This window comes from Streptomyces sp. NPDC059866 (genome assembly GCF_042731325.1).
Lineage (GTDB): Bacteria > Actinomycetota > Actinomycetes > Streptomycetales > Streptomycetaceae > Streptomyces > Streptomyces flavusporus.
The window spans coordinates 103532-124221 of sequence record NZ_JBHWJT010000004.1 but is presented as its reverse complement, the minus strand read 5'-3'; the positions used below and the strand labels follow the sequence as shown (position 1 = coordinate 124221).

Here is a 20690-nt window from a genome sequence, read left to right as displayed (position 1 = left end):
GATGGGTGCACACAGGCGGAAGTGCGACTGGTGCGGCAGCGGCACCCCGATCGTCCGCGACATGGAACCGGTGAATCCCGACTACCAGTACTGGTGCGAGGAATGCGCGCGGGCGCTGATCATAAAGGGCGACCCGATCGAGACGTACCGCGAACTGGAGGGCGAGCCGATCTACGGCCGCCTCCTGGAGGAGCACTGCACGCTCAAACGGTTCTACTCGTTCGTGACGGCCTGACCTCTGCTGCGCTCCTGCCCGCCGAGGCCGCGGCGAGCCCGAGGAAGAGGCAGCCCGTGGCTGCGTAGAGCCCCGACAGAGTGAACTCGATGCCGCCCTGGTCGAGTTCGGGCCGCCCCGGCCCATGTGGCACCCACCACAGGGCGTACGAGCAGAACACCAGCAGCGTGCCGACGGCGACCGCGCGGTGTCCGCGCGCTGCCAGAACGAGCACCACGGGCACGCACCACACCCAGTGGTGCGACCACGACACCGGGCAGACGAGCAGCGCCGTCACCGCACAGCAGGCCACCGCCCACGCCCGCTCGCCCCGCAACTCCGCCACCACCGCCACCGCCAGCCCCGCCCCGGCCACGACGGCCGCGACGGCAGCCCAGAGGGCGCCGGGATCAGGCGTGTGCAGCAGCCGGGCGAGGACGCCGCGCAGGGCCTGGTTCGCCGTCTCCTCGGCATACCCGACCCGGCCGGTCCGGAAGACCATGTGGGTCCAGAACCGCCACGAGTCGTACGGCAGGACGACCGCCGCGAGGACGGTCGCGCCGGCGAACGTGACCGCCGCCCCGCGCGCGTGCCGCAGCCAAGGGCCGCTGCGACGCCCCCGGTGCGCCACGACACCGGTGGCGAGCAGGAAGACGGCGAACAGAGCGGGTGTCAGCTTGACGGCCGCCGCGAGCCCGATGCCCAGGCCCGCCCAGCGGTCGGGACGCCGTGCCAGATCCCACAGCACCAGCACCGCGAGCAGCAGATTGACCTGCCCGTACCGCAGCGTCGTCCACACCGGCTCGCACCACACGGCGACCGCCGAGACCCACCAGACCGTCGCCACGCGCGCGTGCCCCACGAGCCGCAGCGACAGCCGCACCAGCACCACAAGGAGGGCGAGGTTCCCGGCCGTCGCCAGCGTGCGCAGGCTCTCCGTGTCGGGGAGTGTCAGCGGGGTGAACAGCAGGGCCGCGAACGGCGGGTAGGTGGCGGGCAGTTGCGCCCAGGTCGCCCGCAGCGCGTACAGATCGCCGCCCGCCCGTACGGTCGCGCCCTCGGCCCGGTACACCATCAGGTCGAGCATCGAGACGTGGGCGGCGCGCTGGGCGATCCAGAACGCCGCGAAGGAAACGAGGCACGCCGTAAGGGCTACCGGCACCCGACGGTGGACGGCGGAGAACGCGATCACGGTCACGGGGATCGACCATAGCGGTCGTATCGGCGCAGAACGGAAACGATTTGGTGATGCCCCGGGTAGACCGTGTAAAGTTGGCGTCGCCGCCGGGGAAACCGGGCGGAACAATACAAGGGGCTATAGCTCAGTTGGTAGAGCGCCTGCATGGCATGCAGGAGGTCAGGAGTTCAATTCTCCTTAGCTCCACAAGTGCGAGGGCGACCTGCGTCCGCTGAAAAGCGCGGACCAGGTCGCCCTCGTCGTTTTCTGCGCGGCTGCGCCGCGTGTGTGTGTGGGGGGCTGCCATCAGCACCCCCATGGGCCTGTCCATGCGGCCGTCGGCCCGGAGCAAGCGCGGCACGGCCGACCGGAGTTGAAGGGGCCACCCCTGAACGGGACGGCCCCTTCCTTCGTGCTCAGCGGCCGAGGGCGCGGCGGCCGCGGACCTGGGAGAGGACCGGGAGGTTGTTGCGGGTGGGCGCCTGGGAGCGGGTGTCCTCCTCGATGCGCAGGGCGAGGGCCGGGCAGCGGCGGACCGCGCGCATCGCCTTGTCCTCCGCCCGGCGCGGCACCTGGGCCTGGGCGACGGTCGGGAAACCGTCGGCGCCGAGTTCGAAGACCTCCGGGAGGATGTCGGCGCACAGCCCGTGGCCCCGGCACAGCGTCCAGTCGACGTAGATCTTCTGACGGCTGGGACCGTTCTCCTCGGACTCGCCGCCGCCCGGGATGCCCGTCGGGGCCCTGCCGCCCTCGAAGAGCGGCAGAACGCCCTCCACGGGTCGTCCGCAGCCGTTTCCGAGGACATGGGCCGCCAGGTCGTCGGTGAAGGCCTTGACGGTCGACTCCAGGAACATCGCCGAGCCGTCCGGGTGCGAGCATGCGCCGCGCCGCTTCACGTTCTTGGCGACCTGCTTGAGCGCCTCCAGGGCGGCCGGGCCGCCGCCGTTGAGGATGTCCTCCATACCGCGCGCGGCGGCCGGCAGGCCGAGGTAGCAGGGACCGCACTGGCCCGCGCTCTCCTCCGCCAGCCACTGCGCCACCCGCAGCGACTCGCCGAGCGGACAGGTGTCCTGACTGATCGGCAGGATCGCGCCGGCACCGAGCGAACCGCCCACCGCGTCGAGCGAATTGCGGGAGACGATCGCCTCGTTCACCGTCGCCGCGTCGATCCACTTGCCGTGGTAGCCGCCGGTGAGCACCCCCTGCGGGACGGGCGGGGCGCCGGCCAGCTGGAGGACGTAGCGCAGCGGCACGCCCGTGGGGACCTCGATCACCATGGGGCGGGCGACCGCGCCGGAGACCGTGAGCATGACGGTGCCCGGCTCGTCGTACAGGCCGGTGTTGCCGTAGCGCTCCGGGCCGATGCGGGCGGCGATCGCCAGCTGGGCGAACGTCTCGGCGTTGGACAGGAGTGTGGGCGCGCCGCCGACGCCGCTCTGCGAGGCGCTGATCTTGCGGCCGGGCGGGATCGCCGGGCCGCCGTCGATGGAGCGGATCAGGGATGCGGCGGCTCCCGTGACCATACGGACCGGATTGCGCTGCACGCGCGCGCGGAGTGCCGATCGGCGTCCGTTGCTCAGGCCGCGTTCGGCGAGCGCGGCCTCCATGGAGCGTTGCGTGGACTCACGGGTGACCCCCACCACGAGCGTGCGGGCACCCAGTGCCTCGGCGCACAGCAGCGCGCCGTCCAGGATCAGATGCGGGGCACGGTTGATCAGCACCGTGTCCTTGCGGCAGGCCGGTTCGTCCTCACTGCCGTTGACGACGACCACCGGCCGGACGCCGCGCTTGATCGCCGACTCGGCGACCGAGCGCAGCTTCTTGTGGAAGGGGAAGCCCGCGCCGCCACGGCCCTTGAGGTTGATGCGTTCGGCGAGCTGCGCAAGCTGCTCGCCGCCCATGGGTTCGAGCGGCCCGTGCACCTTCAGGTGCATGGGCAGATCGAGTCTTTCGACAAGGTCGAAGCCCGACGTGAGCTGGGGAAGACCGACCACGCGGACTTCTGGGACGTCGGGCAGGGCCTCGTTCACTTATAGCCTCCGGAAGGCGTGTTCCAAGCTTCGCCCGAACCCGGTGCGTCGAAGTCGTAGGACGCACCGGGCAGTGTTTCAGTGGTGGGACCGCTGTTGTACGTGTCACTCGGGTTGTACGTGTCATTGAGGGTGTTCGACTCACCGGTGTCGTACACATCACTTCCGCCGTACCCGCCGGCGCCCGGATTGCCATAGGTCGGGATGTTGTATCCCGTGTCCTGGAGGGGGTCGTAGGCCGACGGGGGCGCCTCGCCGACCGGGGGCGGGGACGGGATCGGCCAGGATCCGGACGTGCTGCCGCCGGAGTCCATGCGCGGGAGCGCCTCCGTGGGCTGTGCGTCGAACGGCAACTCCATACGGGCGGTCTGGTCGGCTGCGAAGGACTGCTGGGGGCGTGGAGGCGCCGAGACGGCGCGGTACGCCGCCGAGAAACCGTTCGCGGGTTCCGGGCGGGCAGGGCGCTCGGCGGTCTCGTACAGCGGTCCTGAGGGTGCCGCCGTACGCGGCTGGGAGCCTCGCTGGTTCTCGTAGCCCGGCAGCGCGGACTCGCCCGCCCGGGCCCGGCTCTCCTCCAGTTGCTCCCTGCCGGGCGCCCGCTCGGCTCCCAGGAGCGCGGTGATCCGGTCGGCGACCTGGCGCTTGACGGGGCGGGGTGCCGCGCGCAGCGCGAGGGCCGCTCCGACGCCGATCAGTGACAGTACGTACAGGAACACGAAGAACGGCTTTGCCGAGCGACCCGCGTAGAGGCCGTGGACCAGCGCCGCACACCACGCCGGGTAGGCGAGCATGTGCATGGCCCGCCAGCGTGCCGCGACGGGCGCCGGGGACGCGAAGCGGTTGCGCAGGATGCCGGTGATGGCCACGAAGATCATGATCAGACCGGCCAGGGTGCCGAGCCCGATGAGGAAGCCTCTGCCCATGACCTCGTCGTCGTTGGCGAGGAGGAGCCCGAAGGGGATCACCGCGGCGATCCACGTGGTGTGGTCCAGGACCAGCTTGGTCACGATGTGGACCAGCAGGAAGACGATCGAGGCGACGGCGGTGGTCCGGTGCACCGCCTGCGCCAGGATCCGTCGGCGGGCGTCGAGGAGGATCCGGTCCTGGGCGACGAGTCCCCAGATCACCGAGCAACTGAGGCAGACCAGTGACAGGACGCCCGCACCGAAGTCGAGGAAATAGGCGAACGAGTCGTCCGCCGTGCTGTCGTCCGTGGTCACGGCATTCCTCCCGACATCACGACGAAGGGCGGGAACAACAGAACGGCAGCGGCCGCCTCGAGGGCCGGCCGGCCCGGCCGGGGAAGCGGGCTGCTATGAGGACAAGGGTCCATGGGGTGACTCCGAGCGGTATGGGATGCGGTCCCGTGCCGCACTCTAGGCGCCGCCATACCGGTGAGTACGAGGTTTGAGTTATTGCGCTGTTATCAAAGGACAATGAGCTTGTTGTGATGCCCCTTAGTGGCCGTTACGCGAAGTAACGTTTGACCGTTGTTCAGTGTTTCGGGGGTGGCACCCGGTGCCGGACGTGCCCGAAAGGCCGTCGCGGGCCGCTCGACGGCTGCGGTACCCTGGCGCCATGCGTGCCGTACGCCTTCTGCTTAGCGGGCCGCGCTGATCAGTCCCGGCCACCGGATCGACCGAGTGGGCCGGAATCGGCGCGGCGTCCCCTCCTGTGCGAGGGGATTTTTCATTTCCTGACGTGACAGCCGCTGGCAGAGACGATCGATGGAGCTTTGAGGATCATGAGCGAGACGAACCCCGCTGCCGCCGCAGCCGTGCCGGCGGAGGCCGCACCGCACCGCTACACGGCCGTCATGGCGGCCGAGATCGAGGCACGCTGGCAGGACTTCTGGGACGCCGAGGGTGTCTACGCGGCACCGAACCCGGAGGGTGACCTGGCGGGTGACCCCGAGACGGTCGCCAAGCCCAAGAAGTTCATCATGGACATGTTCCCGTACCCCTCCGGTGCGGGCCTGCACGTCGGCCACCCCCTGGGCTACATCGCCACCGATGTGTTCGCCCGGTTCCAGCGGATGACCGGCCACAACGTCCTGCACACCCTGGGCTTCGACGCCTTCGGCCTGCCCGCCGAGCAGTACGCCGTGCAGACCGGCACGCACCCGCGCGTGTCCACCGAGGCCAACATCGAGAACATGAAGTCCCAGCTGCGCCGGCTGGGCCTGGGCCACGACAAGCGCCGGTCGTTCGCGACGATCGACCCGGACTACTACAAGTGGACCCAGTGGATCTTCCTGCAGATCTTCAACTCCTGGTACGACGACGAGGCGAGCAAGGCCCGCCCGATCTCCGAGCTGATCGCCCAGTTCGGCAGCGGCGAGCGCGCGCTGCCCGGTGGGCGCTCCTGGAACGAGCTGAGCGCCGCCGAGCGCGCCGACGTCCTGAGTGAGTACCGCCTGGCGTACGCCTCCGACGCGCCGGTCAACTGGTGCCCCGGCCTGGGAACCGTGCTGGCCAACGAGGAGGTCACCGCCGACGGCCGCTCCGAGCGCGGCAACTTCCCCGTCTTCAAGGCCAAGCTGCGCCAGTGGAACATGCGCATCACGGCGTACGCCGACCGGCTGCTGGACGACCTGGAGCAGCTGGACTGGCCCGAGGCCATCAAGCTGCAGCAGCGCAACTGGATCGGCCGCTCCGAGGGCGCCCGCGTCGACTTCCCGATCGACGGCGAGCGCATCACGGTCTTCACCACGCGCCCGGACACCCTGTTCGGCGCGACCTACATGGTGCTGGCGCCCGAGCACCCGCTGGTCGAGAAGTTCACGCCCCAGGAATGGCCCGAGGGCACGCATCAGGTGTGGACCGGCGGCCATGCGACCCCGGCCGAGGCCGTCGCCGCGTACCGCGCGCAGGCCGCCTCGAAGTCCGACGTCGAGCGGCAGGCCGAGGCCAAGGACAAGACCGGCGTCTTCATCGGCGCGTACGCGACCAACCCGGTCAACGGCGAGCAGGTCCCCGTCTTCATCGCCGACTACGTCCTGATGGGCTACGGCACCGGCGCGATCATGGCCGTCCCGGCGGGCGACCAGCGCGACTTCGAGTTCGCGCGCGCCTTCGAGCTGCCGATCCAGTGCATCGTCGAGCCGACCGACGGCCGGGGCACCGACACCTCGACATGGGAGGACGCCTTCTCGTCGTACGACGCGAAGATCGTCAACTCCGCCAACGACGAGATCTCCCTGGACGGCCTGGGTGTCGTCGACGCCAAGGCGCGCATCACCGAGTGGCTGGAGCGCAAGGGCATCGGCGAGGGCACCGTCAACTTCCGTCTGCGTGACTGGCTGTTCAGCCGCCAACGCTACTGGGGCGAGCCCTTCCCGATCGTCTACGACGAGGAGGGCATCGCACACGCCCTGCCCGAGTCGATGCTGCCGCTGGAGCTGCCGGAGGTCGAGGACTACTCGCCGCGCACCTTCGACCCGGACGACGCCGACACCCAGCCCGAGACGCCGCTGTCGCGCAACGAGGAGTGGGTCAACGTCACCCTGGACCTGGGCGACGGGCCGAAGAAGTACCGGCGCGAGACCAACACCATGCCCAACTGGGCCGGTTCCTGCTGGTACGAGCTGCGCTACCTGGACCCGCACAACGACCAGAAGCTGGTCGACCCGGAGATCGAGCGGTACTGGATGGGTCCGCGCGAGGGGCAGCCGCACGGCGGCGTCGACCTGTACGTGGGCGGTGCCGAGCACGCCGTGCTGCACCTGCTGTACGCGCGCTTCTGGTCCAAGGTGCTGTACGACCTGGGGCACGTCTCCTCGGCGGAGCCGTTCCACAAGCTGTTCAACCAGGGCATGATCCAGGCCTACGTCTACCGCGACAGCCGCGGTATCGCGGTACCGGCCGCCGAGGCGGAGGAGCGCGACGACGCCTACTACTACCAGGGCGAGAAGGTCTCCCGGCTGCTGGGCAAGATGGGCAAGTCCCTGAAGAACGCGGTCACTCCGGACGAGATCGCCGCCGAGTACGGCGCCGACACGCTGCGTCTGTACGAGATGGCGATGGGCCCGCTGGACGTGTCCCGGCCGTGGGACACGCGCGCGGTGGTGGGCCAGTTCCGGCTGCTGCAGCGGCTGTGGCGCAACATCGTCGACGAGGCCACCGGTGAGGTGACGGTCGTCGACGGGGAGCCCGACGAGGAGACGCTGCGGGCGCTGCACAAGGCGATCGACGGTGTGCGCGGGGACCTGGAGGGCATGCGGTTCAACACCGCCATCGCCAAGGTCACCGAGCTGAACAACCACCTGACCAAGGCGGGAGGCGCAGTGCCGCGCTCCGTCGCCGAGCCGCTGGTGCTGATGGTCGCGCCGCTGGCGCCGCACATCGCCGAGGAGCTGTGGCGGAAGCTGGGGCACACCGATTCGGTGGTGCACCAGGACTTCCCCGTCGCCGACCCGGCGTACGTGGTCGACGAGACCGTGACCTGTGTCGTGCAGGTCAAGGGCAAGGTCAAGGCGCGGCTGGAGGTGTCGCCGGCCATCTCCGAGGAGGAACTGGAGAAGGTGGCACTGGCCGACGAGAAGGTCGTCGCCGCGCTGGGCGGGGCAGGGATCCGCAAGGTGATCGTGCGGGCGCCGAAGCTGGTGAACATCGTTCCGGCGTAGGCACCTGCGGATGACGGACTTCTGGGGAGCGACGGTCGTCCCCTAAGGGCTGGTTCGCTGGTCCGTGCGGGGAGGTTCGGGGTTCTGTGCGGGCAGGTTCGGGGTTCTCCTGGAACTCCGGGCCTGCCCGCCTCGTTTACCGTTGAAGAGCGACGCGGTGCCTGCCGCGGCGGGGTCGGAGGAGGAGCATCGTGGAAGCAGTGTTCGCAGTGTTCGCCCTTCTCTTCGTGCTCTTTGTGGTGCTCGGCGCCTATGCCACCGTGAAGGTCGTCGGCGCCGCCAAGCGCGGCGTGGACCGCACCATCACGCAGGCCCGCCGCACCGTCGAGGACCACACGCTGCGAGCCAAGTCCTTCGCCCAGCCGGGCCCGGCGGGCGAGATCGCCCAGCTGCGGCTGTCACTGCGGACATCGATGCGGGCCACCCAGGACGCGCTGCACGCGGGTGCGGCCGAGGACGAATCCCTCAAGGAGGCCCTCGGTCTCTTCCAGCGGCTCAGCGCGCACGGACACGAACTGGACGACGAGCTCAGGCGCCTGGAGTCAGAACCGGACCGGGCGACGCTCGCCGAGCGGCTGCCCACGCTGCGCGAGCGCACCGAGCGCATCACACGGTCGGCCGACTCGCTGCGCTGGGCCGCCCGCGACCGGGCCCACCGCTTCGCGGACGACGACCTGGACTCCCTGAGCACACAGATCGACGTCGAGGCCGGCGCCCTGCGGCACTGGACCACCTCCGACACCTCGGCGACGCCGCCCCCGTGGCCGGAGGCACCGGCGGCCGACGCGGCGGCGCCCCAGCAGACCTGGCCGGAAACCCCGCAGCCGAACACGGCCGAGGAACCGACGCGCCCCGCCATCACCCCGCCGGGCCCGCGCCCCACCTATCCCTGGCAGAAGAAGCCCCGCCCCGAGAGCACGACCTGAAGCTCCCGCTCCCCTCTGCCTTTCCGCAACGCGCCGAGGCCGGCCCCGGCACAGGTGAGAGGGCCGGGCTGCCGCCCGGGCACTACGCCAGGTAACCTCCAGCTCATGTCCCGCCATGTCGCGATCGTCACCGATTCAACGGCCTACCTGCCGCCACGGACGATGGAGCGCCATGGCATCACCGCGGTGCCCCTGACCGTGGTCCTCGGTGACCGGGCCCTCGAGGAGGGCACCGAGATCTCGACCCGCTCCCTGGCCCAGGCGCTCCAGAAGCGACGCCCCGTCACCACCTCACGCCCCAGCCCCCAACTCTTCGCCGAGACCTACCGCAAGGTCGCCGAGGCCGGCGCCACCGGCATCGTCTCCCTGCACCTGTCCGCCGAACTGTCCGGCACCTACGACGCGGCGGTCCTGGCGGCGCGGGAGGCTCCGGTGCCGGTGCGCGTGGTGGACACCGGGATGATCGCGATGGCGCTGGGCTTCTGCGCGCTGGCCGCGGCCGAGGCGGCGCACGCGGGTGGCACGGTGGACGAGGCGGTCACGGCCGCGGAGAAACGGGCCGCGGGGACGTCCGCCTACTTCTATGTCGACACCCTCGACTATCTGCGCCGCGGCGGCCGGATCGGCACCGCGCAGGCGCTCTTCGGCTCCGCGCTCGCCGTGAAGCCGCTGCTCCAGCTGAACGGCGGCCGTATCGAACCCCTGGAAAAGGTCCGCACGGCGTCGAAGGCGATCGCCCGGCTGGAGGAGATCGCGGCCGAGCGGGCGAGCGATGCACAGGTCGACATCGCCGTCCACCATCTCGCCGCGGCCGACCGCGCGTCGGCCCTGGCGGACCGCTTGCGGGCGCGGGTTCCGGAGCTGGCCGACCTGCATGTGAGTGAGGTGGGGGCGGTGATCGGGGCGCATACGGGGCCCGGGTTGCTGGGCGTTGTGGTGTCGCCGCGGTGAGGGGGCCTCGGCACGCTGTGTTCACTCGTGTGGGTAGCGAGGTTTTCCACAACCGGGCGGTAGTCCCCGGGAATTGAGCAAGATCATCGCGAGGGTGCGGCAGTGCCGGATCCTCGTCGCATGGCACTTCGATCACGCACTCGCGCAGCATCCGTCACCAGCGGACCGGGCCGAGGTCCCGCCTCCGACGGCCGTACCCTCCATCGCCATCACCATCGCCGTCCACCGGCGCAGGGCCGGACCCGCAGTCGGCATGCGTCTGCAGAGGAACTCCGTCGACGGGCCGAGGTGCTCTTCGCCGAACGAGCCGGGAAATGGCGGGAGTCGGGGGCGGGGCCTCCGGTTGAGGGGCGGTCAGGTTCTGGGGAGGCCAGTGGGCCGGAGGCGAACCCCGGTGGCGAGGAGACGTCGACTGCGCCTGTCGGGGCAGGGGGCGGGTCCTGGCGGGAGCGGGCCGGGCTTGCCGTGCGGGAGCGGATGCCGCTGTGGTTGCAGGCGAGGTGTGGCCTGGAGCGGCGGAGCGTGCTCGCGTTCACCGTGGTGCTCGTCGTCGCCGCCGGCTTCGCCGTGCAGCACTTCTGGACGGGGCGGACGCAGTCCGTGCAGGCGCCCGAGGTGGTCAAGGCGGCGGCTCCGTACGGAGTTCAGGAGGCCGAGCCTGCCGCGTCGGGCTCACCGCCAGGCCCGGCCGGCGACACCGGCACGCCCGTCGCCGAGATCGTGGTGGACGTCGGCGGAAAGGTGCGCGAACCCGGGATTCACCGGCTGCCGGCCGGGTCGCGGGTCGCCGACGCACTGCGCGCGGCCGGTGGGGTGCGTCCCGGCACGGACATCGAGGGCCTCAACCGCGCACGCCTCCTCGTGGACGGTGAGCAGGTGGTCGTCGGCGGACCCCCACCCGTCCCGGCACCGGGTGCCCCCGCCGGAGCACCCGCGGGAGCAGCACCCGGGATCCCGGCGGGACCCGTCTCCCTGAACACCGCCACGGTGGAACAGCTCGACACGCTGCCCGGCGTCGGCCCCGTGCTCGCGCAGCACATCATCGACTACCGCACGCAGCACGGCGGCTTCCGCTCGGTGGACGAACTGCGGGAGGTCAACGGCATCGGCGAGCGACGGTTCGCCGACCTGCGGGATCTGGTACGGCCATGAGGCAGGAGCAGGGCCAGGGCCAGGGCGTTCCTCTCGTCGCCCGCCGAGCCGTGCACGCCGCCTCCGGCAAGCGGCTGGGAGCCGCCCACCCGCGGCAGGAGGGCCCGACGGACCTCCGCCTCGTACCGCCCGCCCTCGCGGCGTGGGCGACGGCGGCGTCGGCGCTGCATGCCGCGCCGGGACTGCTCACCGGGGTCGTGGTCACCTGCCTGGTCGTGGCCGGTGGGCTGCTGCTCCGGCGGCGGCTCGGAAGGGGTGAAAGAGGCCGATGGGGCGCAAGAGACCGACGTCCGGCGGCCGAGCGGCCGCGGCCGCGTGTCCCGGTCGCCGCCGTGCTGCTCTGTGTCGCCGCGGCCGCAGCGTCGGCCGGGCTGCACGGGGCGGACCTGCACCGGGGGCCGGTGCCGGGGCTGGCGCGGCAGTTCGCCTGGGTGTCCGCCGAGGTGGAGGTCGTCTCCGATCCCCGGATGACCCGGCCCCGTGTCACGGGGAATCGCCTGGCTCCGGCCTCCGTGCTGCTGAACGTGCAGGTGCGAGGCGTGGAGGTGACGCCAGGGACGACGACGGTGACGCGGACACCGGTACTGGTGATCGTCGACGCCGAGCGGGGTGCCGGGCGTGAGTGGCTCGAGCTGCTGCCCTCCACGCGGGTCAGGGTGACCGGGCGGCTGGCGCCCGCTGCGGTGGGCGGCGACCGGATCGCGGCGGTGCTGCGGGTCCGGGATCAGCCGGTGCCCGAGGTGGTGGGGGAGCCGTCGGGGGCACAACGGTTCGCGGGGCGGTTGCGGCAAGGGCTGCGGGAGGCCACCGACGGGCTGCCGGCGGACGCGCGTGCGCTGCTGCCGGGGCTGGTCGTCGGGGACACCTCGCGGATCACACCGGAGCTGGACGAGGCCTTCAAGGAGACCGACCTCGCGCACACACTCGCCGTGTCCGGGAGCAACCTCACGATCATTCTCGCCCTGCTCCTGGGGCCGCCCGGCCTGGCGCAGCGCAGTGAGCGCCGTGGCCTCGCACCCCGGCTCGGCATCCCGCTCCGGGCGACCGCGGTGCTCGGCGGAGCGCTCACGCTGGGCTTCGTGGTCGTGTGCAGACCCGACCCGAGCGTGCTGCGGGCCGCGGCCTGCGGAGCCGTAGCACTGCTCGCCCTGGCGACCGGTCGCCGCAGATCGCTGATCCCGGCACTGGCCACGGCAGTGCTGCTGCTGGTGCTGTACGACCCTTGGCTGGCCCGCAGTTACGGCTTCCTGCTGTCGGTCCTGGCCACCGGCGCCCTGCTCACCCTCGCGCCTCGCTGGAGCGCCGCGCTGCAACGGCGCCGGGTGCCGCCCAGGCTCGCCGAGGCGCTGGCCGCGGCGGGCGCGGCGCAGGCGCTCTGTGCGCCGGTCGTCGCGGTGTTGTCGGCGCGGGTGAGTCTGGTGGCGGTGCCCTGCAACCTGCTCGCGGAGTTCGCGATCGCGCCGGCCACGGTACTGGGCTTCGCGGCACTCGCGGCAGCGCCCGTGGCGATGCCGGTGGCCAAGGCGCTGGCGTGGTGCGCGAGTTGGCCTGCCGGGTGGATCGCGGACGTCGCCCGGACCGGGGCGGCGCTGCCCGGCGCCGGAGTGGACTGGCCGGGCAGCTGGGCCGGGGCGGCATTGCTCGCCCTGGTCACGGTGGGCGTCGTGGTGGCCGGCCGGCGGCTGCTGAGGCACCCCTGGCTGTGCGCGGCCTGCGGGGCGCTGCTGGCGCTGGCCGTGCTGCAGCCGCCGCCGCTGACCCGGGTGATCACGGGCTGGCCGCCGCCGGGCTGGCGGCTGGCGATGTGCGACGTGGGGCAGGGCGACGCGACGGTGCTCGCGGCGGGCGAGGGAACCGGGGTCGTCGTGGATGCGGGCCCGGACCCGAGGCTGGTCGACCGGTGCCTGCGCGACCTCGGCATCACCAGGATCCCCCTGGTGGTCCTCACCCACTTCCACGCCGACCATGTGGCCGGGCTGCCCGGCGTTCTGCGGGGGCGTGCGGTGGGGGCGGTCGAGACGACGGGGTTCGAAGAACCCTCGGACCAGGCGGAGTTCGTCAGAAGACAGGCGGCTGCCCGGGGGATTCCGGTCCGGCATGCCCTTGCGGGGGAGCAGCGGCGCACCGGGGACCTGTCCTGGCAGGTGCTGTGGCCGCCGCCGCGTCCGGCACCGGCCCCGGACGGTCCGAACGATGCCAGTGTCGCCCTGCTCGTACGGTCGGGAGGGCTGCGGATGCTGCTGCTCGGGGACCTCGAACCCCCGGCCCAGCAGGCCTTGTTGCGGTCACCGGCGGCCGCGGTGCTGGGCGGCGTGGACGTGCTCAAGGTGGCCCACCACGGCTCCGCCTACCAGGACCCGGACCTGATACGCCGGGCGGCCCCGCGACTGGCGCTGATCTCCTGCGGTGCGGACAACGCCTACGGACATCCCGCTCCCAGCACGGTCGCTGCGCTGCGGGACGGGGGCGCGGCGGTGCTGCGGACGGATCTGGACGGGGCGATGGCGGTCGTCGGTGCGGGCGCGGAGTTGCGCGTGGCGCGAGACTGAAGGCATGAACTCCGCACAGGTTGATGCCTACCTCCGCCGCCTGGGGGTCGCAAGCCCGGCCTGGCCCACCGTCGACGTTCTGCGCGAGCTGCATCTGCGCCATCTGCAGACCGTGCCCTTCGAGAACCTGTCGATCCACCTCGGCGAGGAGATCGTGCTGGAGGAGAAGCGGCTGCTGGACAAGGTGGTGGGGGCGCGGCGCGGCGGGTTCTGCTACGAACTGAACGGGGCGTTCGGCGCGCTGCTCGGCGCGCTGGGGTACGACGTGACGCTGCTGGCAGGACGCGTGTACGGGGAGGGGAGACGGCTCGGGATCCCGTACGACCACCTCGCGCTGCGGGTGCGGACGGTCGACGCGGGCGAGTGGCTCGCCGACGTCGGGTTCGGTGCGCACTTCCACTATCCGCTGGCCTTCGAGGAGACCCGCGAACAGACGGATCCCGGTGGGATCTTCCGGATCGTCGAGGCGGGGCCGGACGCGGCGGGCGTACTGGGCGGCCCGGGCGCTGGGGGTGCGGCCGGGGCGGCCGACCTGGACGTTGTCAGGGACGGCAGCCCCGTGTACCGGCTGGATCTGCGGCCGCGGGTGCTCGGAGACTTCGTGACCGGGGCCTGGTGGCACAGCACGTCGCCGGAGTCGCATTTCGGGAAGTCGCTGGTCTGCTCGCGGGTCACGGAGGACGGCGGGCGGATCACGCTGAGCGGGCGGCGGCTCAAGGTGACGGCAGCCGACGGGAAGCGCGACGAGCGGGAGCTCGCCGGGGACGAGGAGGTGCTCGCGGTGTACCGGGAGCGGTTCGGGATCGAGCTGGACCGGGTGCCTGCCGTGCGGCACCCCGGCCGGGCGGGCTGACCTGCTTGTTCGATTCCGGGAGCGGTGCCGGAAAATGGCTGCCGTGAGTGATGCGAGACATGTGCTGGTGCTGCCGGACCGCGATGCCGCGGAAGAGGTGGCCCAGGCGCTCGGGGAGCGGTTCGGGCTGGACGAGGAGCCGCGGCTGCTGCGGGATGCGCTGGCCGGTGAGGACGACGCCGAGGACGCGCAGTGGCTGGTCGTGCTGCGGGACGAGGAGGGGCGGCTGGATCCCGGGGAGCTGGACGAGTTCGCGGGGGAGTGGGACGGGTGGCGGGAGGAACCGTAGCTCTGCCGGGTGGAGTGGCGCGGATCCGGTTGGCGCGGCCTCCCTTGGCACGGCCTCCCTGGCGTGGCCTCCCTTGACGCGGCCCCTTCACGTGGCCCCCTCGGCCCGGACCCCGTTGTCAGTGGCCCGTGGGATGCTTGTCGCGATGGCCAGGAAGACTGCGAATGACGACCCTCTCGCCCCGGTGACGCTTGCCGTGGGCCAGGAGGACCTTCTGCTCGACCGTGCCGTGCAGGAGGTGGTGGCCGCCGCCAGGGCCGCCGACGCCGACACGGACGTACGTGACCTGACACCGGACCAGCTGCAGCCCGGCACGCTCGCGGAGCTGACCAGCCCGTCGCTCTTCGCGGAGCGCAAGGTCGTCGTCGTACGCAATGCGCAGGACCTGTCCGCCGACACGATCAAGGACGTGAAGGCGTATCTGGGGGCGCCCGCCGAGGAGATCACCCTCGTGCTGCTGCACGCGGGCGGAGCCAAGGGCAAGGGGCTGCTGGACGCCGCACGCAAGGCGGGCGCGCGGGAGGTGGCCTGCCCCAGGATGACGAAGCCGGCGGACCGGCTGGCCTTCGTCAGAAGTGAGTTCCGTGCGCTCGGGCGGTCGGCCACGCCCGAGGCCTGCCAGGCGCTCGTCGACGCCGTCGGGAGCGATCTGCGGGAGTTGGCGTCCGCGGTGTCCCAGCTGACCGCGGATGTCGAGGGGACCATCGACGAGGCGGTGGTCGGGCGGTACTACACCGGGCGGGCCGAGGCATCGAGCTTCACGGTCGCCGACCGGGCGGTCGAGGGGCGGGCGGCGGAGGCCCTGGAGGCGCTGCGCTGGTCGCTGGCGACCGGAGTGGCGCCGGTGCTGATCACGAGTGCGCTCGCGCAGGGGGTGCGGGCGATCGGGAAGCTGTCCTCGGCGCGCGGCGGCCGGCCGGCCGATCTCGCGCGGGAACTGGGTATGCCGCCGTGGAAGATCGACCGGGTGCGGCAGCAGATGCGGGGGTGGACGCCGGACGGGGTCGCGGTCGCCCTGCGGGCGGTCGCCGAGGCCGATGCCGGAGTGAAGGGCGGCGGGGACGATCCCGAGTACGCCCTGGAGAAGGCGGTCGTGACGATCGCGCGGGCGGCTCGGTCGAGAGGGCGGGCGTAGTTTCCCGGCGCCCCCTCGCGTTCCCCCGAGCTCACACCGAAGGCCCCGGCGCCCGCTCTGGGGAAGAGCGAGAGGCCGGGGCCTTCGGTTCAAGCTGGTGAGCCCGTACCCGCGTGGCGAACGCAGGCCGCGTACGGACTCGGGGTGCCGGTCGGGAGCGGATGAGAGAGGGCCCGCTCTGGGTCCTGCCGGCGATCAGACCAGATGAGAGGTTCAGCCCTTGAGGGCAGCGACCTTGGAAGCCAGCGCCGACTTCTTGTTGGCGGCCTGGTTCTTGTGGATGACGCCCTTGGAGACGGCCTTGTCGAGCTGACGCGCGGCAGCGCGCTGGTACTCGGTGGCCTTCTCGACGTCACCCGCGGCAGCAGCCTCACGGGCCTTGCGGATCGCGGTCTTCAGGGAGGACTTGACGGCCTTGTTGCGCAGCCGAGCCTTCTCGTTGGTCTTGATCCGCTTGATCTGGGACTTGATGTTCGCCACGAATGAGCCTTTTCAGGTTCTGGTACGAGGCCGCACGGGACCCGTACCGGTGATTTTCTTGGGGTGCGCCTCGCGCTGAGAGGGCATGAGGCACAGCCACCCAGGCTACCAGCGGCCCTCTTGGTGGCCCAAACCGGTCGCCGGTCCCGGCCCGTGGGACCATGGAGACTACGTATCGATCCGACCCGAGACCGTTACCTGCGGATACCTCAAGAATCAGGACCCTGCGTGCCCGCGACCCCTAACCATGTGCCCGAGCCGAGCCGTACCGACCCGGCTCTGATCCGCAATTTCTGCATCATCGCGCACATCGACCACGGCAAGTCCACGCTCGCCGACCGGATGCTCCAGCTGACCGGTGTGGTCGAGCAGCGGCAGATGCGTGCTCAGTACCTCGACCGGATGGACATCGAGCGCGAGCGCGGCATCACGATCAAGTCCCAGGCGGTGCGGCTGCCGTGGGCTCCCACCCACGACCCCGGCAACACGCACATCCTCAACATGATCGACACCCCGGGGCACGTCGACTTCACGTACGAGGTCTCACGGTCGCTCGCCGCCTGCGAGGGGACCATCCTCCTCGTCGACGCCGCCCAGGGCATCGAGGCGCAGACCCTCGCCAACCTGTACCTGGCGATGGAGAACGACCTCACGATCATCCCCGTACTGAACAAGATCGACCTGCCGGCCGCGCAGCCGGAGAAGTTCGCCGAGGAACTCGCCAACCTGGTCGGGTGCGAGCCGGACGACGTGCTGAAGGTCTCCGCCAAGACCGGCCTCGGCGTCGAGGCCCTGCTCGACAAGGTGGTCGCCGAGATCCCGGCGCCCGTCGGTGTCGCGGACGCGCCCGCGCGGGCCATGATCTTCGACTCGGTCTACGACTCCTACCGCGGTGTCGTGACGTATGTGCGTGTGATCGACGGGCAGCTCAACAAGCGTGAGCGGATCCGGATGATGTCCACGAACGCGACGCACGAGCTGCTGGAGATCGGCGTCAGCTCGCCCGAGATGCTCCCGGCGGACGGGCTCGGCGTCGGTGAGGTCGGCTACCTGATCACGGGTGTGAAGGACGTCCGGCAGTCCAAGGTCGGTGACACCGTCACCAGCCAGGCCAAGGGCGCCACGGAGGCGCTCGGTGGCTACAAGGACCCCAAGCCGATGGTCTTCTCCGGCCTGTATCCGCTGGACGGCTCCGACTACCCGTTGCTGCGTGAGGCCCTCGACAAACTCCAGCTCAACGACGCCGCCCTCGTCTACGAGCCGGAGACCTCCGCCGCCCTCGGCTTCGGCTTCCGCGTCGGCTTCCTGGGCCTGCTGCACCTCGACGTGATCCGGGAGCGGCTGGAGCGCGAGTTCGGCCTCGACCTGATCGCGACCGCGCCGAACGTGGTCTACCGGGTCGTGATGGAGGACGGCAGCGAGCACACCGTCACCAACCCGAGCGAGTTCCCCGAGGGAAAGATCAACGAGGTGTACGAGCCGGTCGTACGCGCCACGATCCTCGCGCCGACCGAGTTCATCGGCTCGATCATGGAGCTGTGCCAGACCCGGCGCGGCACCCTTCTCGGCATGGACTACCTGTCCGAGGACCGGGTCGAGATCCGGTACACCCTGCCGCTGGCCGAGATCGTCTTCGACTTCTTCGACCAGCTGAAGTCCAAGACCCGCGGCTATGCCTCGCTGGACTACGAGCCCACCGGCGAGCAGACCTCCAGCCTCGTCAAGGTCGACATCCTGCTGCACGGCGACAAGGTCGACGCCTTCTCGGCGATCACCCACAAGGACCAGGCGTACGCGTACGGCGTGCGGCTCGTCGCCAAGCTCAAGGAACTGATCCCGCGGCAGGCCTTCGAGGTGCCGGTGCAGGCCGCCATCGGTTCCCGGGTGATCGCCCGCGAAACCATCCGCGCCATCCGCAAGGACGTCCTCGCCAAGTGCTACGGCGGTGACATCTCCCGTAAGCGGAAGCTGCTGGAGAAGCAGAAGGAAGGCAAGAAGCGGATGAAGATGGTGGGTTCCGTGGAGGTTCCGCAGGAGGCCTTCATCGCGGTGCTGTCCAGCGATGACAGCGCGGGATCGGCCAAGGGCAAGAAGTAACCGCAGGTAACAAACGGATACTTCGCAAATCGTGCGCAACAGGGGCCTGCCGTACTCGACGGCGGGCCCCTGTGGCATGCATACGGCCGTCCTTCTGGAGGAAGTGACAAAGCACGGAGTCTTACGCAGTGGCCGGTCGGCCTCTACCCTGATCCCTGCTCGATAGTTACTCGCGAGTTAAACAACAGCGCGCGAGTGAAAACTGCCGCACCGAAGGCGCATGCCGCCCTGAGCCAGCCGCACTGTCGCGGGCCCCGGAGGATGTCGTGAGCGACACACAGACTTTGATCGAGAACCGTCCGCCGTCCGTCGCGGGCCTCTTCCTGGAGCGCGTGGCGGCGACCCCGGACGCCGAGGCATTCCGCTACCCGGTCCCGCCGGCCTCCGGCCAGGGGCCGGACGACTGGAAGTCGCTGAGCTGGGGACAGACCGCCGAGCGGGTGAACGCGATCGCGGCGGGGCTGATCGAGCTGGGCGTCCAGCCGGAGCAGCGGGTCGCCCTGGCCGCCGCCACCCGGCTCGAGTGGATCCTCGCCGACCTCGGCATCATGTGCGCGGGCGCGGCCACCACCACGATCTACCCGCAGACCAACGCCGACGAGTCGGCGTTCATCCTCGCCGACTCCGGCAGCCGGGTCCTCGTCGCGGAGAACGCCGAGCAGCTGGCCAAGGCGCAGGAGAAGCGCGCCGAGCTGCCCGAGCTCACCCATGTCGTGGTCATCGACGCCGACGGCGTGGAGACCGGCGACTGGGTGCTCAGCCTCGCCGACCTGGAGGCCCGGGGCGCGGCCCGGCTGGAGAAGGACCCCGACCTGATCAAGGAGCGGGTCGGCGCGATCACCAAGGACCAGCTGGCCACCCTGATCTACACCTCCGGCACCACCGGCCGGCCCAAGGGTGTCCGCCTCCCGCACGACAACTGGTCGTACATGGCGAAGGCGATCGCCTCGACCGGCCTGCTCGGCCCGGACGACGTGCAGTACCTGTGGCTGCCGCTCGCGCACGTCTTCGGCAAGGTGCTCATCTCGGGGCATATCGAGGTCGGTCACGTCACCGCGGTCGACGGGCGGGTCGACAAGATCATCGAGAATCTGCCGGTGGTGCAGCCGACGTACATGGCGGGTGTGCCCCGCATCTTCGAGAAGGTCTACAACGGCGTCGCCGCGAAGGCCCGGGCCGGCGGCCCCGCCAAGTACAAGATCTTCCAGTGGGCGGCCGGGGTGGCCCGCGAGTACGCCAAGGTGTCCCAGGACAACTTCCGCCGCACCGGCACCGCGTCCGTGCCCTTCGGGCTCGGCGCCAAGCACAAGGTCGCCGATGCGCTCGTCTATTCCAAGCTGCGGGAGGCCTTCGGCGGGCGGCTGCGGGCGTGTGTGTCCGGTTCGGTCGCGCTGGCCCCGGAGATCGGGTACTTCTTCTCCGGCGCCGGCATCCACATCCTGGAGGGCTACGGCCTGACGGAGTCCTCCGCGGCGTCCTTCGTCAACCCCGGTGAGGCCTACCGGACGGGCACGGTCGGCAAGCCGCTGCCCGGCACGGAGGTCCGTATCGCGGAGGACGGGGAGATCCTGCTGCGCGGGCCCGGGATCATGGAGGGCTACCACGGGCTGCCGGAGAAGACCGCCGAGGTGCTGGAGGCCGACGGCTGGTTCCACACCGGTGACATCGGCGAGCTGTCGCCGGACGGGTACCTGCGGATCACCGACCGGAAGAAGGACCTGTTCAAGACCTCGGGTGGCAAGTACGTCGCGCCGACCGAGATCGAGGGTTCGTTCAAGTCGGTGTGTCCGTACGTCTCCAACATCCTCGTGCACGGCGCGGACCGGAACTTCTGCAGTGCGCTGATCGCGCTCGACGAGCCGTCGATCCTGCAGTGGGCCAAGGAGAACGGGCTGGAGGGCAAGTCGTACGCCGAGGTCGTGGCCGCGCCGGCCACGGTCGAGATGGTCGACGGATACGTGCAGCAGCTCAACACCGGGCTGCAGCGGTGGCAGACGATCAAGAAGTTCCGGCTGCTGCCGCGGGACCTGGACGTGGAGCACGGCGAGATCACGCCGAGCCTGAAGCTGAAGCGGCCGGTTGTCGAGCGGGAGTACCAGCACCTGCTGGACGAGATGTACGCCGGGACGCGGGAGGCATAGCGGCCGGAGCTCCCAGCGGTGTCGGGTTCCGTGCTGCGAGTGCTCGAATCTGTCCGGCTTCTGTCAGGCTTC

At 70.9% G+C, this 20690-nt stretch carries 15 protein-coding genes and 1 tRNA gene; 12 read left to right on the top strand and 4 right to left on the bottom strand.

Annotated elements, in window-relative coordinates:
* Position 1: 1 nt before the first annotated feature.
* Positions 2–235, top strand: a complete 234-nt coding sequence (locus ACFV7R_RS07055; protein WP_003976229.1) for a hypothetical protein — start codon at positions 2–4, stop codon at positions 233–235.
* Here the strand turns inward: ACFV7R_RS07055 and ACFV7R_RS07050 are convergent.
* Positions 204–1412, bottom strand: coding sequence for a glycosyltransferase 87 family protein (locus tag ACFV7R_RS07050; RefSeq protein ID WP_385260806.1), 1209 nt, complete (start codon positions 1410–1412; stop codon positions 204–206). The genes ACFV7R_RS07055 and ACFV7R_RS07050 overlap by 32 nt on opposite strands.
* 113 nt (positions 1413–1525) lie before the next feature.
* Between ACFV7R_RS07050 and ACFV7R_RS07045 the strand changes: the two genes are divergently transcribed.
* Positions 1526–1598: transfer RNA gene (locus ACFV7R_RS07045), tRNA-Ala, on the top strand.
* Positions 1599–1807: 209 nt separating this feature from the next.
* On the opposite strand, the gene ACFV7R_RS07040 is transcribed toward ACFV7R_RS07045, so the two are convergent.
* Together ACFV7R_RS07040 and ACFV7R_RS07035 are read right to left on the bottom strand one after the other, a co-directional pair.
* A complete protein-coding gene (locus tag ACFV7R_RS07040) occupies positions 1808–3421 on the bottom strand; it encodes an NADH-ubiquinone oxidoreductase-F iron-sulfur binding region domain-containing protein (RefSeq protein ID WP_385260803.1) in 1614 nt (537 codons plus the stop codon).
* On the bottom strand, positions 3418–4641 hold the full coding sequence (locus ACFV7R_RS07035) for a cytochrome b/b6 domain-containing protein (RefSeq protein ID WP_385260801.1): 1224 nt from the start codon (positions 4639–4641) through the stop codon (positions 3418–3420). Before ACFV7R_RS07035 ends, ACFV7R_RS07040 begins: the two co-directional genes overlap by 4 nt.
* A gap of 524 nt (positions 4642–5165) precedes the next feature.
* Between ACFV7R_RS07035 and leuS the strand changes: the two genes are divergently transcribed.
* From leuS to holA, 8 genes are all read left to right on the top strand, one after another.
* Positions 5166–8045 carry a leucine--tRNA ligase gene (leuS, locus tag ACFV7R_RS07030; RefSeq protein WP_385260800.1) on the top strand — a complete coding sequence of 960 codons (2880 nt, stop codon included), beginning with the start codon at positions 5166–5168 and terminating at the stop codon, positions 8043–8045.
* A 191-nt stretch (positions 8046–8236) separates the two neighbouring features.
* Positions 8237–8971, top strand: a complete 735-nt coding sequence (locus ACFV7R_RS07025) for a hypothetical protein (protein WP_385260798.1) — start codon at positions 8237–8239, stop codon at positions 8969–8971.
* A gap of 105 nt (positions 8972–9076) precedes the next feature.
* Positions 9077–9922 (top strand): DegV family protein, encoded by an 846-nt coding sequence (locus ACFV7R_RS07020; RefSeq protein WP_385260795.1) that lies wholly within the window; start codon positions 9077–9079, stop codon positions 9920–9922.
* 120 nt (positions 9923–10042) lie between these two features.
* Entirely contained in the window at positions 10043–11074 is a 1032-nt protein-coding gene (locus tag ACFV7R_RS07015; protein WP_385260793.1) for a helix-hairpin-helix domain-containing protein, read from the top strand.
* Positions 11071–13623, top strand: coding sequence for a ComEC/Rec2 family competence protein (locus ACFV7R_RS07010; RefSeq protein ID WP_385260790.1), 2553 nt, complete (start codon positions 11071–11073; stop codon positions 13621–13623). The genes ACFV7R_RS07015 and ACFV7R_RS07010 overlap by 4 nt, the downstream gene beginning before the upstream one ends.
* A gap of 4 nt (positions 13624–13627) precedes the next feature.
* The gene (locus ACFV7R_RS07005) at positions 13628–14476 is read left to right on the top strand and encodes an arylamine N-acetyltransferase (protein WP_385260788.1); all 849 of its coding nucleotides are present in this window, start codon (positions 13628–13630) and stop codon (positions 14474–14476) included.
* A 43-nt stretch (positions 14477–14519) separates the two neighbouring features.
* On the top strand, positions 14520–14765 hold the full coding sequence (locus ACFV7R_RS07000) for a hypothetical protein (protein ID WP_224740161.1): 246 nt from the start codon (positions 14520–14522) through the stop codon (positions 14763–14765).
* A gap of 145 nt (positions 14766–14910) precedes the next feature.
* Positions 14911–15900 (top strand): DNA polymerase III subunit delta, encoded by a 990-nt coding sequence (gene holA, locus ACFV7R_RS06995; RefSeq protein WP_206307040.1) that lies wholly within the window; start codon positions 14911–14913, stop codon positions 15898–15900.
* Positions 15901–16113: 213 nt separating this feature from the next.
* Here holA and rpsT read toward each other — a convergent pair whose 3' ends face one another.
* On the bottom strand, positions 16114–16380 hold the full coding sequence (gene rpsT, locus ACFV7R_RS06990; protein WP_009188551.1) for a 30S ribosomal protein S20: 267 nt from the start codon (positions 16378–16380) through the stop codon (positions 16114–16116).
* Positions 16381–16608: 228 nt separating this feature from the next.
* Between rpsT and lepA the strand changes: the two genes are divergently transcribed.
* Both lepA and ACFV7R_RS06980 read left to right on the top strand, forming a co-directional pair.
* Positions 16609–18477: a translation elongation factor 4 gene (gene lepA / locus ACFV7R_RS06985; protein WP_129803670.1), complete on the top strand. Its 1869-nt coding sequence runs from the start codon at positions 16609–16611 to the stop codon at positions 18475–18477.
* Positions 18478–18743: 266 nt separating this feature from the next.
* The gene (locus ACFV7R_RS06980) at positions 18744–20618 is read left to right on the top strand and encodes an AMP-dependent synthetase/ligase (RefSeq protein WP_385260785.1); all 1875 of its coding nucleotides are present in this window, start codon (positions 18744–18746) and stop codon (positions 20616–20618) included.
* The last annotated feature ends 72 nt before the right edge of the window (positions 20619–20690 follow it).

What these genes read in the sequence shown, in the direction of transcription:
- holA (WP_206307040.1), top strand. Translation starts at nt 14,911, where the DNA reads ATGGCCAGGAAGACTGCGAATGACGACCCTCTCGCCCCGGTGACGCTT.
- ACFV7R_RS07055 (WP_003976229.1), top strand. Translation starts at nt 2, where the DNA reads ATGGGTGCACACAGGCGGAAGTGCGACTGGTGCGGCAGCGGCACCCCG.
- ACFV7R_RS07010 (WP_385260790.1), top strand. Translation starts at nt 11,071, where the DNA reads ATGAGGCAGGAGCAGGGCCAGGGCCAGGGCGTTCCTCTCGTCGCCCGC.
- ACFV7R_RS07015 (WP_385260793.1), top strand. Translation starts at nt 10,043, where the DNA reads ATGGCACTTCGATCACGCACTCGCGCAGCATCCGTCACCAGCGGACCG.
- ACFV7R_RS07020 (WP_385260795.1), top strand. Translation starts at nt 9,077, where the DNA reads ATGTCCCGCCATGTCGCGATCGTCACCGATTCAACGGCCTACCTGCCG.
- ACFV7R_RS07005 (WP_385260788.1), top strand. Translation starts at nt 13,628, where the DNA reads ATGAACTCCGCACAGGTTGATGCCTACCTCCGCCGCCTGGGGGTCGCA.
- leuS (WP_385260800.1), top strand. Translation starts at nt 5,166, where the DNA reads ATGAGCGAGACGAACCCCGCTGCCGCCGCAGCCGTGCCGGCGGAGGCC.